Genomic DNA, 15,121 nt, shown 5'->3' with positions numbered 1-15,121 from the left:
AGCCTGGACGCCTTAGAGCTCGGTTGGCTGAGGTGTTTGGGCGGGTGCGGGTGGGTTGTGGCTGGTCGCGCCCACGCGGCGGAGCCGCATATGTCACAGCCCCGCCCCTTGGCGGCCTGGGGCTCGCCCGGGGCTTTTAAGAGGCGCGGGGAACTGCGCGAACAACCCCCACTCAGCCGCAGCCGACGAATCAACCGGGGATCAGGCCGTCGTCGGTCAGCATTTCCCTGACTTCCTCCAGGGTCGCGTCCGGGGCGGGGAGGATCAGTTCCGAAGGCTCCAACGCGTCGTCCGGGAGGGGGGTGCCCAGGTCTCGGACCTTGGACAGGAGGGCGTGGAGTGTGGTGCGGAAGCCTGGGCCGTCGCCGCGTTCCATTTCCTCCAGGAGTTCGTCGTCCAGCTTGTTCAACTCGGCGAAGTGGCTGTCGGCCAGCTTCACCTGCCCCTCCCCCATGATCCGTACGATCATGTCGCCCTCCTCAGGCGTGGGACCCAACGGTGCGCACTACTGCTTGTCGAAGCGGGGGGTGTCCTGCTGCTGGCCCTGCTGCTGGGCGGAGCCCTGACCGGTGCCGCCCTCGATGGCCTGCTGCTGCGCGGAGGAGCCGCCGGCCAGCTCCGCCTTCATGCGCTGGAGCTCCAGCTCGACGTCCGTACCGCCGGAGAGGCGGTCCAGCTCGGTCTGGATGTCGTCCTTGTGCAGGCCGGAGGAGTCGTCGAGGGCACCGGAGGCGAGGAGTTCGTCGATGGCGCCGGCGCGGGCCTGGAGCTGCGCGGTCTTGTCCTCGGCCCGCTGGATCGCCAGACCGACGTCGCCCATCTCCTCAGAGATGCCGGAGAAGGCCTCGCCGATACGGGTCTGGGCCTGGGCGGCGGTGTACGTCGCCTTGATCGTCTCCTTCCTCGTACGGAAGGCGTCGACCTTGGCCTGAAGTCGCTGGGCGGCGAGGGTGAGCTTCTCCTCCTCGCCCTGGAGGGTGGAGTGCTGTGTCTCCAGGTCCGTCACCTGCTGCTGAAGCGCGGCGCGCCGGGAGAGCGCCTCGCGGGCCAGGTCCTCCCGGCCCAGCGCGAGCGCCTTGCGGCCCTGGTCCTCCAGCTTCGAGGACTGGGACTGGAGCTGGTTGAGCTGGAGCTCCAGGCGCTTGCGGGACGTCGCCACGTCGGCCACGCCTCGGCGCACCTTCTGGAGCAGCTCCAGCTGCTTCTGGTACGAGTAATCGAGGGTCTCGCGCGGGTCCTCGGCCCGGTCAAGGGCCTTGTTCGCCTTCGCGCGGAAGATCATCCCCATACGCTTCATGACACCGCTCATGGGCTTCGCGCGCCCCCTTCTGACGGACTCCAGCTCACAGGTCTGCGACAGAACCCACAGTACGGGCCCTGCATCCATTACCGCACTGTTCGGGGACGGATGCGCTCATCCCCAAGGACGACTGTGCACGGCACTGATCCGGCGTAGGGAGTAGGTGTCTCCCCGGGTTACGTACGGGCCGTCTCCCGGAATACCTCAGATCCACTACGGGCGAACCCTTACCGCCCTCCCCCTTCCACCGGGTTTCAAGCCACCTTCGCCCCTGTTCTGTCACCGGCACAGACGCCGGGTGTTGCCGGATCGTTCCCCACTCGGCTGGGGTCCATGCCCCGGCACCCCGTACCCTTGGGTTTTGTGTTCCGTAGCCGCGCCAAGAACGAGAAGGCCCCGGTAGCCGATCAGGCGCCGACCGACTCCAAGCAGACCCGTGACCCGCAGGCCCCCAAGGGGCGGCCCACTCCCAAGCGGAGTGAGGCCCAGTCCCAGCGTCGCAGCGTGGCCAACACGCCGACGACGCGCAAGGAGGCCGCCAAGCGCTCCCGCGACGAGCGCCGCGCCGCACTGGAGAAGCAGCGCCAGGCGCTGGCCACCGGTGACGAGCGCTATCTGCCCGCGCGGGACAAGGGCCCGGTGCGCAGGTTCGCCCGTGACTATGTGGACTCCCGCTTCCACATCGCGGAGTTCTTCCTGCCGCTGGCCGTGCTCATCCTCGTACTGAGCATGGTGCAGGTGGCGTCGCTGCAGAACATCGCGCTGCTGCTGTGGCTCTTCGTGATCATCCTGATCGTCGTCGACTCGATCGGGCTCGGGATCCGGCTGAAGAAGCAGCTGAACACCCGCTTCCCGAACGAGAACAAGAAGGGCGTCGTCGCCTACGCCCTGATGCGCACCCTCCAGATGCGTCGCCTCCGGCTGCCGAAGCCGCTGGTCAAGCGCGGAGAGCGGCCCTGAGCACGACGACTTCCTCCGGAGGTGCGGCCGAGGCCTGGCTGAATCGGCTGGGGACGCTGCGTGAGGTCGTACGGCAGGAACTGGTATCCCGCCAGGTCGACGAGCAGATAGCCGCACGCTTCCCCGTCGGGCAGCGGCTGCGGGTGCTCGACGTCGGTATGGGGCAGGGGACGCAGGCACTGCGGCTGGCCCGGGCCGGGCACCAGGTGACCGGTATCGAGCGCGAGGCGAAGCTGATCGCCGTCGCCCGGGAGGCGCTGGCCGCCGAGCCCGAGGGCATCCGGGGGCGGATGCGGATCGTCGAGGGCGACGGGCGGGACACGGGGGTGCACTTCCTGCCGGGCAGCTTCGATGTGGTGCTCTGCCATGGCGTGCTGATGTACGTCGAGGAGCCCGATGCGCTGCTGGCCGGGCTGGCGCGGATGCTGGCGCCCGGGGGGCTGCTGTCGCTGCTGGTGCGCAACGGTGACGCGCTGGCGATGCGGGCGGGGCTGGCCGGGGACTGGGCGGGGGCGTTGGCGGCGTTCGACACCACCGCGTATCGGAATCGGCTGGGGCTCGATGTGCGGGCGGATCGGCTGGGGACGTTGACGGATGCGCTTGGGGGGATCGGGGCGCCGTTGCGGGCGTGGTACGGGGTGCGGGTGTTCACGGATCTGGCCTCGGATGACGCGGTTGTTCCTTCGGGGGACGGGGACTTGGAGGCGTTGCTCGCGGCGGAGGAGCGGGCTGGGCGGACGGATCCTTATCGGCAGGTGGCGGCGTTGTTGCATCTGTGCGGGGTTCGGGGCTGAGTTTTTCTCGCCCCCGCCGCCCCTACCCGTCCCATCCCCCCATCCAGGGGCTGCGCCCCTTAAAAGCACCGGGTGCCCCCATGGTTTTCAGGGGCGCGGGGAACTGCGCGAGCAACCACGAATCACCCGCACCCGCCGAACAAGCCCCCCCCCGAGCTCTCCCGCGGGGATCGGGGCGGAGCCCCGTGTTTAAGCCCCGCCCCCCGTGGAGCGGCTACGCCTCCTGCGCATGCAGGCTCATCGGGCCGTAGATCTCCGTCGTGTCCTCGAAGAGACGGACCTGGTCGGCGCCTCCCTCCAGCAGCGCTTTCCAGTGTTCGCCGATCCAGGACTCGGCGTCGCCCTGGGTGGTGAACTCCTCGGGCTGGACCGCGGGCTGGACCTCCGCCCCGTCGGCCTTCTCGAAACGCCACGTCCATGCCGCCATGTGAGCCTCCGTAAGTACCGGCCCGGCACCGCACACACAGTGACCGAGCAAGATCCGGTTCCCTCTGAGCCTAGTCGGACGCGCAAGACCTGCGGGTGTTCATGGGGACACGGGAAAATCGGGGGTGTGGAACTGACTTTGCTCGGCACCGGTGCCCCCGCGGGACTGCCCCGCCCCGACTGTCCGTGCGCGGCGTGTGCGACCGCGCTCGGGGTGGCCGCACGGGGGGCGACCGCGGTGCTTGTGGATGGCACGTTGTTGCTCGACCTGACGCCCGGTGCCGCTCTCGCGGCCGCGCGGGCCGGGCACTCGCTGGCCGGGGTGCGGCAGGTGCTGCTGTCGCATCCGCATGACGGGCCCGCGATGGCGGTGCCGGCGGGGGTGCCCCAGCCGGGGCGGGTGCCGGACGGGCGGGAGCTGGCGCTGCTGACCGGGCACCGGGTGCGGGCGCTGGCGCTGGACGCGCCGGGGACCGGGTACGCGGTGACCGGGCCGAGCGGGCAGCGGGTGCTGTACCTGCCGCCGGGGGGTGCGCCCGCCGGGGTGGAGGAGCAGGAGGGCGTGGAGCCGTACGACATGGTTGTTCTCGATGTGCTCGGGCGGCCCGATGCCCTGGCGAGGTTGCGGGCCGTGGGGGCCGTCGGGCCCACCACCGATGTCATCGCCGTGCACATCGACCATGACGTGCCGCCGGGCGGCGAGTTGACGAGGCGGCTCGCCGCGGTGGGGGCGCGTGCCGTGCCGGACGGGACGACGTTGACGGTGGGTGTCTACGAGGACGTACCGGATGTTCCTCGGCGCACGCTGGTGCTCGGTGGGGCGCGGTCGGGGAAGTCGGTGGAGGCCGAGCGGCGGCTGGAGGCGTTTCCGGACGTGCTCTACGTGGCCACCGGCGGGCTGCGGGGCGGGGACTCGGAGTGGGCCGCGCGGGTCGCCGCCCATCGTGAGCGGCGGCCCGGGTCCTGGCGCACCGTCGAGACCTGCGACCTCGTACCGCTGCTCAAGGATGACGACGGGGCGCCGCTGCTCATCGACTGTCTGTCGCTGTGGCTGACGGATGTCATGGACGCGGTGGGGGCCTGGGACGACGCGGAGTGGGCGGGGGGCGGGGAGCGTGCGCTGCGGGCGCGGGTGAGCGAGCTGGCCGAGGCCGTACGGCACACCCACCGTACCGTCGTCGCCGTCTCCAACGAGGTGGGGTCCGGCATCGTGCCGGCCACCGCCTCCGGACGGCGCTACCGGGACGAACTCGGGCGGCTGAACGCGGCGTTCGCGGCGGAGTGCGAGCACGTACTGCTGGTGGTGGCGGGCCAGGCACTGCCCCTTCGGGGCTGAGCGGGTCCTACGAGGCTGAGGGGGCGGGCGGGAGTGCTGTGCGGCGCGCGACGATGCGGTGGGCGCGGGGCGGGAAGGGCGCGGAGGCCCGTGTGGCGATCACTTGGTAGCCCTGGGCCTCCAGTTCGGCGAGCAGGTTGCGCGGGGGCATGAGGTGGAGGGGGCGCGGTCTGTCGTGCGTCTTCCAGGGCCACCACCGGCCGTGGGGCAGGACGCCGAACGGGCGGGCGGGGTCCGGGACTTCGACGAGGAGGTGGCCGTCGGGGCGCAGGACGGTGCGGGCGGCGCGGAGTTCCTCGCGGGGGTCGGTGGTGTGTTCCAGGTGGTGGAACATGCTGACCACGTCGTAGCGGGCGCGCAGCCGGGCGGCGATCGCCGGGTCGGTGAGCAGCCCCTGGTGCGCCTCCTCGATCCGCCCGGCCGCCCAGGCCCGTTCGACGCGTTCCGTCGGGTCGAGGCCGTCGAAGGCGGTGTACGGGTGGACCTCGCGCGCGGCCTCCGGGAAGTGGCCGAGGCCGGTGCCGACGTCGAGCCAGCTCTCGGGCTCGGCGTACGGCAGCATCGCGCGGGCGGCGGTGCGGTGGTGCCGGCGGCGCAGGCGTCCGGCGGGGTTCGCGTGGATGTGGTCCTCGACGGGGTGCCGGCGGTGACGCAGGAGCAGACCCTCCAGGGTGAGCCGGGGGTTCTGGAAGGCGTGGGAGCAGTCCCGGCACTCGTCGACAGCGGCGTACGTGCCCGGCGTGCGCCGCGCCCCCTCCGGCGCACGCTCCCGTGTGCGCAACCTCCGCGAGCCGCACCAGGGGCAGTCGTCCCGGCGCGGTTCGTGGAAGGGATCGGCACCCGGGGCGAGTTGGCCGGGGTCCGGCCGCGGGGTGGAGGGCATTTCGGCTCCTGGGGGGCGACGGCGACGCACGTACGGACATTGGCCTCAAAAAGGTACGGAAGTGATCGCGCTCCCCGGTGCAATGACGTGGCGGTGGTGCGGTAAAGGCTCTGAGCGCTGTGGGGCCCGGTGTGGCGCGGTCGTGTTCGATCGCTGCCGGTACTGTTCGGCGAATGAGCTCGCTTAATCTCGACGACTTCACCGATCTGATCGAGCGCCCCGACGGTGGGGTGCGCCGCGATGCCGAGGCGCGGCGGGAGCGGCAGATCGTGCCGCCCGGGGCGCTGGGCCGCCTCGACGACCTGGGTGAGTGGCTGGCGGCGGCGCAGTCGGCCGTGCCGGTGCGGCCGATCCGGCAGGCCCGGGTGCTGTTGTTCGCGGGCGACCACGGGGCCGCCGAACTCGGCGTCTCCGCGCGGGCCGCGGGTACCGCCGACCAGTTGGTGCGGGCCGTGCTCGACGGAAGCAGTCCGGTGTCGGTGCTCGCCCGGCGGCTCGACGTACCCGTGCGCGTGGTGGATCTGGCGCTCGACTGCGACCCGGACTCGCTGCCCGAGGACGTCGTACGGCATCGGGTGCGGCGCGGGTCCGGGCGGATCGATGTCGAGGACGCGCTGACGATCGAGGAGGCGGAGGCCGCGTTCCGGGTGGGTGTCGCGCTCGCGGACGAGGAGGCCGACTCCGGGACCGACCTCGTCGTCCTCGGTGATGTGAGCGTCGGGGGGACCACGGCGGCGGCGGTGCTCGTCGCCGGGTTGTGCGGGACCGACGCGTCCGTCGTCACCGGGCGGGGTGGGCGGGCGATCGACGATCTGACGTGGATGCGGAAGTGCGCGGCCGTGCGGGACGCGCTGCGGCGGGCCCGGCCGGTGCTCGGTGATCAGCTGACGCTGCTGGCGACCGTGGGTGGGGCGGATCTCGCGGCCATGACCGGTTTCCTGTTGCAGAGCGCGGTGCGGAAGATGCCGGTGATTCTGGACGGGGTGGTCTCGGCCGCGTGTGCGTTGGTGGCTCAGCGGGTGGCTTTCCGGGCGCCGGACTGGTGGCTTGCCGGGCAGAGCAGTGGGGAGCCGGCGCAGGCCAAGGCGTTGGACCGGATGGCGATCGAGCCGCTGCTCGACCATGGGGTGAAGGTGGGGGAGGGGGCGGGGGCGTTGTTGGCGTTGCCGTTGGTGCGGGCTGCCGCCGCGCTGGCCGCGGAGCTTCCGGAGCGGGAGGAGGCCGTCGATGAGGTCGAGGAGAAGGTCGATGTCGAGGAGTCGGTGATCGACGATCTGGACGCCACGTAGGTCTGTCATCGGGTTTTTCTCGCCCCCGCCGCCCCTTCGGCCCCGCTTCGCCTGAGAGCTCGGGGGTTGCGGGTTCGTGGGCGGGTGCGGGTTGTGTTGGGTTGCTCGCGCAGTTCCCCGCACCCCTGAAAAAACGGGCTGCGCCCGGTTTTTTCAGCTGCGGTCGGCCGGGGTGGAATCGGGGTCGGGGGTGCCGCCGATCCAGTTTTGGAGGCGGCGGGTTGGGGCGGACCAGCGGCGGTCGTGGTGGTAGGCGCGTAGGCGGGCCCTGGCTCGGGCTCGGGGGCGGCGGCGGTAGAAATGGCGGGCCCAGGTCGAGGTGGGGCGGGCGAGGCGGATCGCGCCGATGACGGCGATGAGCGGGATGATCACGCCGAAGATGGCCATCCGTGCCTTGCCCTTGCTCAGTGCGATCAGGGCGATCAGGAAGTTCGTCCCGATGGTGAGGATGGCGGTCCCGCGGTCCTGGAGTTCCTCTTCGCTGAGGTCGTTGACGCCGAAGGGGAGGAAGCCGCTGAGGACCAGGCCCACCAGGGCCGCCGTCAGCACCACCACCTCGACGCTCTTGCGGCCCTCCTCGCTCCAGTACACGTCGTCGAGATGCAGGATCAGCGCGAACTCGTCCAGCACCAGCCCGGCGCCCATGCCGAACAGCACGGCGGAGATCAGTGAGCCGATGCCACGCCCGTGGGCGGCCATCGCGCCGAAGCCGCCGACGATGGTGAGGAGGACACCGGGGACCACGTGGTGGATGTGCACGCCGCCGCTGCCGCTGATGTTGCGGAACGGCCCCTTGTTCGCCCGGATGAGACGGGTGATCAGCCGGGTGATGAGGAACGTCAGCACGAACGCGCTGAGCGCGAGGAGCAGCGGCAGTTTGCCCGGCTCGATGATGTTCCGCTCCCACCAGTGACCCATATGCGCACTTTATCCACGACCGCCCCGGGGTGCCGTCGAGCCCGCCCGGTACCCTGCGCCGGTGTCCACGACCCCCGAGCCCCCGGCCCCAGAGCCCGAATCCACGACCCCTGCGCCCGAGCCGACGCTCTCCGACGGCCTCCGTTTCGCCTTCGGCACCCTGACCGTGCTGCCGGTGACGGTGAGCCGCTGGGACCGCGAGGCCGCGCGCGCCGGGATGCTGTGCGCGCCCGCCGCCGGGGTCGTGGTCGGCCTGGTCTCAGCCGCGCTCGGCGGCCTCCTGCTGGTCCTGGGTTCGGGGGCGCTGCTCGCCGCCGTGGCCTCCGTGGCCGTACCGGCCGTACTCACCCGTGGTCTGCACCTGGACGGGCTCGCCGACACCGCCGACGGGCTCGGCAGCGGCAAACCCGCGGAGGACGCACTGCGGATCATGAAGCAGTCGGACATCGGGCCGTTCGGCGTCATCGCCCTCGTGTTCGTGCTGTTCGCCCAGGTCGCCGCGCTCACCGAGGCGTACGGCGAGTCCTGGGCCCTGGGTGCGTTCGCCGCCGCCGTGTCGGCGACCACCGCCCGGCTCGCGCTGACGCTTGCCGCGCGTACCGGCGTACCGGCCGCCCGGCCGGAGGGGCTGGGGGCGGCGGTCGCGGGCGTGGTGCCGGTGCGGGGCGCGGTGATCGCCGTCGTGGCCGCCGTACTGGCGGTGGCCTGCGCGGGGGCACTCTTCGGGGCGTACGACGCCGCCCGCGCGGTCCTCGCCGTCGTCGCCGCCCTCGCCGTCGCCGAACTCCTCGTGCGCCACTGCGTACGGCGGTTCGGCGGGGTGACGGGTGACGTGTTCGGGGGGCTTGCGGAGACCGCGGCGACGGCGACGCTGGTCGTCCTCACCTTCGGGTGATCGGCCGGCCCCCACCACACCCCGAGCTCCCACTTCTTCGATAAGGGATCCCCCTACGGCGAAGTCATGGGGATCTCCCTGCACGGGTGGAGCCGAAAGTCGGGGAGGCTGGTCGGAGCGGACGCCGTCGGGCGGCGAGTGCGCAATCGTCCCCGTGCCCCAGATCCGATGGGCCGAACAGGGCCTAGGCTCGTTCTCGGCAGGTCGACTCCATCCGTTCGCCATCTGTTCGCCCCGAAACTCAATTGGAAGCGAGATTTCACCACCGTGACTGCTCTCACTCTCAGCACCGCCGCCGCGTCGGGCCTCCGCGCCGACGCGATCGTGGTCGGTGTCGCGAAGGGCGCCAAGGGGCCGCTCGTGGCCCTCGGCGCCGAGGCTGTGGACAAGGCGTACGACAGCAAGCTGGCCAACGTCCTGGAGACCCTCGGCGCCTCGGGCGCGGAGGGCGAGGTGACGAAGCTGCCCGCGCCGTCCGGCTTCAAGGCGCCGCTCGTGGTGGCGGTGGGCCTGGGAGCGGAGCCCGAGAAGGACGGGTCGTTCGGCGCCGAGGCGCTGCGCCGGGCGGCCGGTGCCGCGGCCCGGGCGCTGTCCGGATCGAAGAAGGCGGCGTTCGCGCTGCCGGTCGAGGACGCCGCGGCCGTCGGCGCGATCGCGGAGGGCGCGCTGCTGGGCGCGTACTCCTTCGACACGTACAAGCAGAACAGTCAGGACGCCAAGGCGAAGAACGGCAAGGCACCGCTCGCCGAGGTCGCCCTGCTCGGCGCCAAGCCGCGCGACAACGCCCACAAGGCCGCCGCCGCGCGCGCGATCGCCGTGACCGAGGAGCTCAACCGGGCCCGCGACCTGATCAACACCCCGCCGAACGACCTCAACCCCGAGTCGTTCGCCGCGATCGCCTCGGCTGCGGGCAAGGACCACGGCATCAAGGTGCAGGTCCTCGACGAGAAGGCGCTGGCCAAGGGCGGCTACGGCGGCATCCTCGGCGTCGGCGCGGGCTCGGCCGCCGCGCCCCGGCTGGTGAAGCTGTCGTACACGTCCGCCAAGGCGAAGAAGCACCTGGCGTTCGTCGGCAAGGGCATCACGTACGACTCGGGCGGTATCTCGCTGAAGCCCGCCGGGCACAACGAGACGATGAAGTGCGACATGAGCGGCGCGGCCGCGGTGTTCGCGGCGGTCGTCGCCGCCGCGCGCCTCGGTCTCGAGGTCAACATCACCGGCTGGCTGGCCCTCGCCGAGAACATGCCGTCCGGCTCCGCCACGCGGCCGGGTGACGTGCTGCGCATGTACAGCGGGAAGACCGTCGAGGTCCTCAACACCGACGCCGAGGGGCGGCTCGTCCTCGCCGACGCGCTCGCCAAGGCGTCGGAGGACAAGCCGGACGCGATCGTCGATGTGGCGACGCTGACCGGGGCGATGATGCTGGCGCTGGGGAACCGGACGTTCGGGATCATGGCGAACGACGACGCGTTTCGCTCCGCGGTGCACGAGGCGGCGGAGGAGGTCGGCGAGGCGGCTTGGCCCATGCCGCTGCCGGACCATCTGCGCAAGGGGATGGACTCCCCCACCGCCGACATCGCGAACATGGGTGAGCGGTACGGGGGTGGGCTGGTCGCCGGGCTGTTCCTGAAGGAGTTCGTGGGTGAGGGGATCACCTGGGCTCATCTGGACATCGCCGGGCCTGCGTTCAATGAGGGGGGTGCCTTCGGGTACACGCCGAAGGGTGGGACGGGGACGGCGGTGCGGACTCTGGTGCGGCTTGCCGAGCTGGCTGCCTCGGGTGACCTGGGGTGATGTTCGCCTAAGAGCTCGATGCCTAAGGGGCGTGGGCGACTGCGAGGCCGTTGTGGCTTGTCGCGCCCACGCGGCGGAGCCGCATATCGATACAGCCCCGCGCCCCTCGGGTGTCTCACCTCAGCCCCTCGTCACAAGTGAGCGTGTGGTGTCTCACACCCCGGCCCGGCGTCTCGTTCGGTGGCGACAAGTGCGAAGATGGGGCACGGCAGGACAGGGCCCCCACCACAGGGCCGAAGAAGAGCGGCCGGACACCAGCCGCCGACCGGTCACCGCAGACCGGCGTGGCGCACATGCATGGAGGACGTGACGTGGCGAACGACGCCAGCACCGTTTTCGACCTAGTGATCCTCGGCGGTGGTAGCGGTGGTTACGCCGCGGCCCTGCGCGGGGCGCAGCTGGGCCTGGACGTCGCCCTGATCGAGAAGGACAAGGTCGGCGGCACCTGCCTGCACCGGGGATGCATCCCCACGAAGGCCCTGCTGCACGCGGGCGAGATCGCCGACCAGGCCCGCGAGAGCGAGCAGTTCGGTGTGAAGGCCACCTTCGAGGGCATCGACGTACCGGCCGTCCACAAGTACAAGGACGGCGTCGTCGCCGGCCTGTACAAGGGACTGCAGGGGCTCATCGCCTCCCGCAAGGTCACCTACATCGAGGGCGAGGGCCGCCTGTCCTCCCCGACCTCCGTCGACGTGGGCGGCCGACGCGTCCAGGGCCGCCACGTCCTGCTGGCGACCGGCTCCGTGCCGAAGTCGCTGCCGGGCCTGGACATCGACGGCAACCGCATCATCTCCTCGGACCACGCCCTCGTCCTGGACCGTGTGCCGAAGTCGGCGATCGTCCTCGGCGGCGGTGTCATCGGCGTCGAGTTCGCCTCCGCGTGGAAGTCCTTCGGTACGGACGTCACGGTCATCGAGGGTCTGAAGCACCTCGTCCCGGTCGAGGACGAGAACTCCTCCAAGCTTCTTGAGCGCGCGTTCCGCAAGCGCGGCATCAAGTTCAACCTGGGCACCTTCTTCTCGAAGGCCGAGTACACCCAGGACGGTGTCAAGGTCACCCTCGCCGACGGCAAGGAGTTCGAGGCCGAGGTGCTGCTCGTCGCCGTCGGCCGCGGCCCGGTCTCCGCCGGTCTCGGTTACGAGGAGCAGGGCGTCGCCATGGACCGCGGCTACGTCCTGGTCGACGAGTACATGCGTACGAACGTCCCGACCATCTCCGCCGTCGGTGACCTGGTCCCGACGCTCCAGCTCGCGCACGTCGGCTTCGCCGAGGGCATGCTGGTGGCGGAGCGTCTGGCCGGTCTGAAGGTCGTCCCGATCGACTACGACGGTGTGCCGCGGGTGACGTACTGCCACCCCGAGGTCGCCTCCGTGGGCATCACCGAGGCCAAGGCCAAGGAGATCTACGGCGCGGACAAGGTCGTCGCTCTGAAGTACAACCTGGCGGGCAACGGCAAGAGCAAGATCCTCAACACCACTGGCGAGATCAAGCTCGTCCAGGTGAAGGACGGTGCCGTGGTCGGCGTCCACATGGTCGGCGACCGCATGGGCGAGCAGGTGGGCGAGGCCCAGCTGATCTACAACTGGGAGGCGCTCCCCGCCGAGGTCGCCCAGCTCATCCACGCCCACCCGACGCAGAACGAGGCGATGGGCGAGGCCCACCTTGCTCTGGCCGGCAAGCCGCTGCACTCGCACGACTGACCCTCGGTCGACGAAGCGACGATCCAGACTTCCGCAATTCCTAAGGAGCAACAGAAACCATGGCGGTTTCCGTAACCCTTCCGGCGCTCGGAGAGAGCGTCACCGAGGGCACCGTCACCCGCTGGCTGAAGGCCGAGGGTGAGCGCGTCGAGGCCGACGAGCCGCTGCTCGAGGTCTCCACCGACAAGGTCGACACCGAGATCCCCTCCCCCGCCGCCGGTGTCCTCGCGTCCATCAAGGTCGCCGAGGACGAGACGGTCGAGGTCGGCGCCGAGCTGGCCGTGATCGACGACGGCACGGGCGCGCCCGCCGCCGCCCCGGCCCCCGCCGCCGAGGCTCCGGCTCCGGCCGCCGCGCCCGCCCCGGCGCCGGTCGCCGAGGCCCCGGCCGCTCCGGCGCCCGCGCCTGCCGCCGCTGCCCCCGCCGCGACGCCTTCTCCCGCAGGGGTCGGCGCCTCCGGCACCGACGTCGTCCTGCCCGCGCTGGGCGAGTCGGTCACCGAGGGCACCGTCACCCGCTGGCTCAAGGAGGTCGGCGACTCCGTCGAGGCCGACGAGCCGCTGCTGGAGGTGTCGACCGACAAGGTGGACACCGAGATTCCGGCGCCCACCTCCGGTGTGCTGCTGGAGATCGTGGTCGGCGAGGACGAGACGGCCGAGGTCGGCGCCAAGCTGGCCGTCATCGGCGCCCCGGGTGCCGCTCCGGCGGCCGCCCCCGCTCCGGCCGCCCCGGCTCCGGCGCCCGCCGCCGCTGCCCCGGCTCCGGCCCCGGCTGCTCCCGCGCCCGCGGCTCCGGTCGCCCCGCCGGCTCCGGCCCCCGCGCCTGCCGCTCCGGCTCCGGCCCCCGCGCCTGCCGCTCCGGCTCCGGCTCCCGTGGCCGCCGCTCCGGCGCCCGCCCCGGTCACCCCGGCTCCGGCCGCCGTGCCCGCCGCGGCCCAGGCGACCGACGAGGGTGCCTACGTGACCCCGCTGGTGCGCAAGCTCGCCGCCGAGAACGGTGTCGACCTGGCCACCGTCAAGGGCACCGGCGTCGGCGGTCGTATCCGCAAGCAGGACGTCATCGCCGCCGCCGAGGCCGCGAAGGCCGCCGCCGCTGCTCCGGCTCCGGCCGCCGCCGCTCCGGCTGCCGCGAAGAAGGCGCCGAAGTTGGAGGTCTCCCCGCTGCGCGGCCAGACCGTCAAGATGCCGCGCATTCGCAAGGTCATCGGCGACAACATGGTCAAGGCGCTGCACGAGCAGGCGCAGCTGTCCTCGGTCGTCGAGGTCGACGTCACCCGCCTGATGCGCCTGCGCGCCCAGGCCAAGGACTCCTTCGCCGCGCGCGAGGGCGTCAAGCTCTCCCCGATGCCGTTCTTCGTGAAGGCGGCGGCCCAGGCGCTGAAGGCCCACCCGGTCATCAACGCCCGGATCAACGAGGCCGAGGGCACCATCACCTACTTCGACGCCGAGAACATCGGTATCGCGGTGGACTCCGAGAAGGGCCTGATGACCCCGGTCATCAAGGGCGCGGGCGACCTCAACATCGCCGGTATCGCCAAGGCCACCGCCGACCTGGCGGGCAAGGTCCGGGCCAACAAGATCACCCCGGACGAGCTCTCCGGCGCGACCTTCACCATCTCCAACACCGGCTCGCGCGGCGCGCTCTTCGACACGATCATCGTGCCGCCGAACCAGGTCGCGATCCTCGGCATCGGCGCCACGGTCAAGCGCCCCGCCGTGATCGAGACGGAGGAGGGCACGGTCATCGGCGTCCGCGACATGACCTACCTGACCCTCTCCTACGACCACCGCCTGGTCGACGGCGCCGACGCGGCCCGTTACCTGACGGCGGTCAAGGCGATCCTGGAGGCGGGCGAGTTCGAGGTCGAGCTCGGCCTGTAAGGGTCCTTCACCACAGCACAACGGTGCCCGTCCGGAGCTTCCGGGCGGGCACCGGCTTTTTCAGGGGCGCGGGGCTGTGTCGATGTGCGGCTCCGCCGCGTGGGCGCGAGCAACCACACACGACCCGCACCCGCCCGACGACAGACCGAACCGAGCTACTGGGCGCCCGGTCACCCCTCACACCGTGTAAGTCTCGTCTCACCTGCACTAAAGCGCCCCTGTGCGGCTAACCCCCGGAGGGAACCGGCCTTATTGTCTAAACGTCGACGCGCCCTAAGGAGCCCTCATGACCACCGCGCCCGTCATCCACTCGCTGCGCGAACAGATCCGCGAGCACATCGTGGAGGGGATCGTGAGCGGGCGCTGGAAGCCGGGTGAGCGGATCGTGGAGCGGCGGATCGCGACGGAGCTGGAGGTCAGCCAGACACCCGTACGCGAGGCGTTGCGCGAGCTGGAGTCGCTGCGGCTGATCGAGTCCGCGCCGAACAAGGGCGTACGCGTACGGAACCTCACGGCCACCGATCTGGAGGAGATCTACCCGGTCCGCGCGGGCCTGGAGCAGATCGCCGCCGAGTTGGCGGCGGCGCGGCTGGCGGAGGACACCTCGGCGCTGGAACCACAGGTCGCGGCGTTGTACGAGGCGGACCGCACCGCCGACGGCACGGCCCAGGTACGGCACACCGTGGCCTTCCACCGGGAGATGGTCCGGGCGGCCGGGAACAGCGTGCTGCTGCACACCTGGGAGGGGCTGGGCATCGAGGTGTTCACGGCCCTGTCGATCCGGTGGCTGGGGACTCGGCAGGAGTCGTACGCGGAGGAGCACCAGGCGCTGGTCGACGCGTTCAAGCGTCGGGATCCGGACATCGGGCGCCTGGTGAAGGAGCATGTGCTCGGCTGCGCTCCCCGCGTCGCCGACGTACCCGCCTGAGCCCGCGAGCCTCTCCCC

At 71.5% G+C, this 15,121-nt stretch carries 14 protein-coding genes; 9 read left to right on the top strand and 5 right to left on the bottom strand.

From position 1 onward, the window contains the following. Positions 1 to 190: 190 nt before the first annotated feature. Together pspAA and F3T56_RS00235 are read right to left on the bottom strand one after the other, a co-directional pair. Entirely contained in the window at positions 191 to 469 is a 279-nt protein-coding gene (pspAA, locus tag F3T56_RS00240) for a PspA-associated protein PspAA (RefSeq protein WP_149822574.1), read from the bottom strand. Positions 470 to 505: 36 nt separating this feature from the next. After that, on the bottom strand, positions 506 to 1,387 hold the full coding sequence (locus tag F3T56_RS00235; RefSeq protein ID WP_149822573.1) for a PspA/IM30 family protein: 882 nt from the start codon (positions 1,385 to 1,387) through the stop codon (positions 506 to 508). A gap of 246 nt (positions 1,388 to 1,633) precedes the next feature. Between F3T56_RS00235 and F3T56_RS00230 the strand changes: the two genes are divergently transcribed. Beyond that, positions 1,634 to 2,260, top strand: a complete 627-nt coding sequence (locus F3T56_RS00230; protein ID WP_149822572.1) for a DUF3043 domain-containing protein — start codon at positions 1,634 to 1,636, stop codon at positions 2,258 to 2,260. Between the two features lie 158 nt (positions 2,261 to 2,418). Continuing rightward, entirely contained in the window at positions 2,419 to 3,054 is a 636-nt protein-coding gene (locus F3T56_RS00225; protein ID WP_484422095.1) for a class I SAM-dependent methyltransferase, read from the top strand. A gap of 214 nt (positions 3,055 to 3,268) precedes the next feature. Here F3T56_RS00225 and F3T56_RS00220 read toward each other — a convergent pair whose 3' ends face one another. Continuing rightward, positions 3,269 to 3,481, bottom strand: a complete 213-nt coding sequence (locus tag F3T56_RS00220) for a hypothetical protein (RefSeq protein ID WP_149822571.1) — start codon at positions 3,479 to 3,481, stop codon at positions 3,269 to 3,271. Between the two features lie 126 nt (positions 3,482 to 3,607). On the opposite strand from F3T56_RS00220, the gene F3T56_RS00215 reads away from it, so the two are divergent. Next, the gene (locus F3T56_RS00215; RefSeq protein ID WP_172638740.1) at positions 3,608 to 4,816 is read left to right on the top strand and encodes a bifunctional adenosylcobinamide kinase/adenosylcobinamide-phosphate guanylyltransferase; all 1,209 of its coding nucleotides are present in this window, start codon (positions 3,608 to 3,610) and stop codon (positions 4,814 to 4,816) included. A 7-nt stretch (positions 4,817 to 4,823) separates the two neighbouring features. On the opposite strand, the gene F3T56_RS00210 is transcribed toward F3T56_RS00215, so the two are convergent. Next, complete coding sequence (locus F3T56_RS00210) at positions 4,824 to 5,699, bottom strand: class I SAM-dependent methyltransferase (RefSeq protein ID WP_149822570.1); 876 nt, start codon at positions 5,697 to 5,699, stop codon at positions 4,824 to 4,826. 173 nt (positions 5,700 to 5,872) lie between these two features. Here F3T56_RS00210 and cobT point away from each other — a divergent pair, with 173 nt between their 5' ends. Beyond that, positions 5,873 to 6,988, top strand: coding sequence for a nicotinate-nucleotide--dimethylbenzimidazole phosphoribosyltransferase (cobT, locus tag F3T56_RS00200; RefSeq protein ID WP_149822569.1), 1,116 nt, complete (start codon positions 5,873 to 5,875; stop codon positions 6,986 to 6,988). Between the two features lie 153 nt (positions 6,989 to 7,141). On the opposite strand, the gene F3T56_RS00195 is transcribed toward cobT, so the two are convergent. Further along, a complete protein-coding gene (locus tag F3T56_RS00195) occupies positions 7,142 to 7,906 on the bottom strand; it encodes a hypothetical protein (protein ID WP_149822568.1) in 765 nt (254 codons plus the stop codon). Positions 7,907 to 7,967: 61 nt separating this feature from the next. Between F3T56_RS00195 and F3T56_RS00190 the strand changes: the two genes are divergently transcribed. From F3T56_RS00190 to F3T56_RS00170, 5 genes are all read left to right on the top strand, one after another. Continuing rightward, positions 7,968 to 8,801, top strand: a complete 834-nt coding sequence (locus F3T56_RS00190; RefSeq protein ID WP_149822567.1) for an adenosylcobinamide-GDP ribazoletransferase — start codon at positions 7,968 to 7,970, stop codon at positions 8,799 to 8,801. A gap of 267 nt (positions 8,802 to 9,068) precedes the next feature. Further along, positions 9,069 to 10,595, top strand: a complete 1,527-nt coding sequence (locus F3T56_RS00185; protein ID WP_149822566.1) for a leucyl aminopeptidase — start codon at positions 9,069 to 9,071, stop codon at positions 10,593 to 10,595. A 311-nt stretch (positions 10,596 to 10,906) separates the two neighbouring features. Further along, positions 10,907 to 12,295 carry a dihydrolipoyl dehydrogenase gene (lpdA, locus tag F3T56_RS00180; protein ID WP_149822565.1) on the top strand — a complete coding sequence of 463 codons (1,389 nt, stop codon included), beginning with the start codon at positions 10,907 to 10,909 and terminating at the stop codon, positions 12,293 to 12,295. A gap of 59 nt (positions 12,296 to 12,354) precedes the next feature. Further along, the gene (sucB, locus tag F3T56_RS00175) at positions 12,355 to 14,175 is read left to right on the top strand and encodes a 2-oxoglutarate dehydrogenase, E2 component, dihydrolipoamide succinyltransferase (RefSeq protein ID WP_149822564.1); all 1,821 of its coding nucleotides are present in this window, start codon (positions 12,355 to 12,357) and stop codon (positions 14,173 to 14,175) included. A 286-nt stretch (positions 14,176 to 14,461) separates the two neighbouring features. After that, positions 14,462 to 15,103: a GntR family transcriptional regulator gene (locus F3T56_RS00170; RefSeq protein WP_149822563.1), complete on the top strand. Its 642-nt coding sequence runs from the start codon at positions 14,462 to 14,464 to the stop codon at positions 15,101 to 15,103. The last annotated feature ends 18 nt before the right edge of the window (positions 15,104 to 15,121 follow it).

Origin of the sequence: Streptomyces tailanensis, from assembly GCF_008386495.1 — a bacterium.
Lineage (GTDB): Bacteria > Actinomycetota > Actinomycetes > Streptomycetales > Streptomycetaceae > Streptomyces > Streptomyces tailanensis.
Note: the sequence above shows the minus strand (reverse complement) of the source record. Positions and strands in the feature narration are given on the sequence as shown.

Coding starts and splice junctions, on each gene's coding strand:
- pspAA (WP_149822574.1), bottom strand. CDS start 469: ATGATCGTACGGATCATGGGGGAGGGGCAGGTGAAGCTGGCCGACAGC.
- F3T56_RS00225 (WP_484422095.1), top strand. CDS start 2,419: ATGGGGCAGGGGACGCAGGCACTGCGGCTGGCCCGGGCCGGGCACCAG.
- F3T56_RS00210 (WP_149822570.1), bottom strand. CDS start 5,699: ATGCCCTCCACCCCGCGGCCGGACCCCGGCCAACTCGCCCCGGGTGCC.
- cobT (WP_149822569.1), top strand. CDS start 5,873: ATGAGCTCGCTTAATCTCGACGACTTCACCGATCTGATCGAGCGCCCC.
- F3T56_RS00170 (WP_149822563.1), top strand. CDS start 14,462: ATGACCACCGCGCCCGTCATCCACTCGCTGCGCGAACAGATCCGCGAG.
- sucB (WP_149822564.1), top strand. CDS start 12,355: ATGGCGGTTTCCGTAACCCTTCCGGCGCTCGGAGAGAGCGTCACCGAG.
- F3T56_RS00220 (WP_149822571.1), bottom strand. CDS start 3,481: ATGGCGGCATGGACGTGGCGTTTCGAGAAGGCCGACGGGGCGGAGGTC.
- F3T56_RS00235 (WP_149822573.1), bottom strand. CDS start 1,387: ATGGATGCAGGGCCCGTACTGTGGGTTCTGTCGCAGACCTGTGAGCTG.
- F3T56_RS00195 (WP_149822568.1), bottom strand. CDS start 7,906: ATGGGTCACTGGTGGGAGCGGAACATCATCGAGCCGGGCAAACTGCCG.
- F3T56_RS00230 (WP_149822572.1), top strand. CDS start 1,634: ATGCCCCGGCACCCCGTACCCTTGGGTTTTGTGTTCCGTAGCCGCGCC.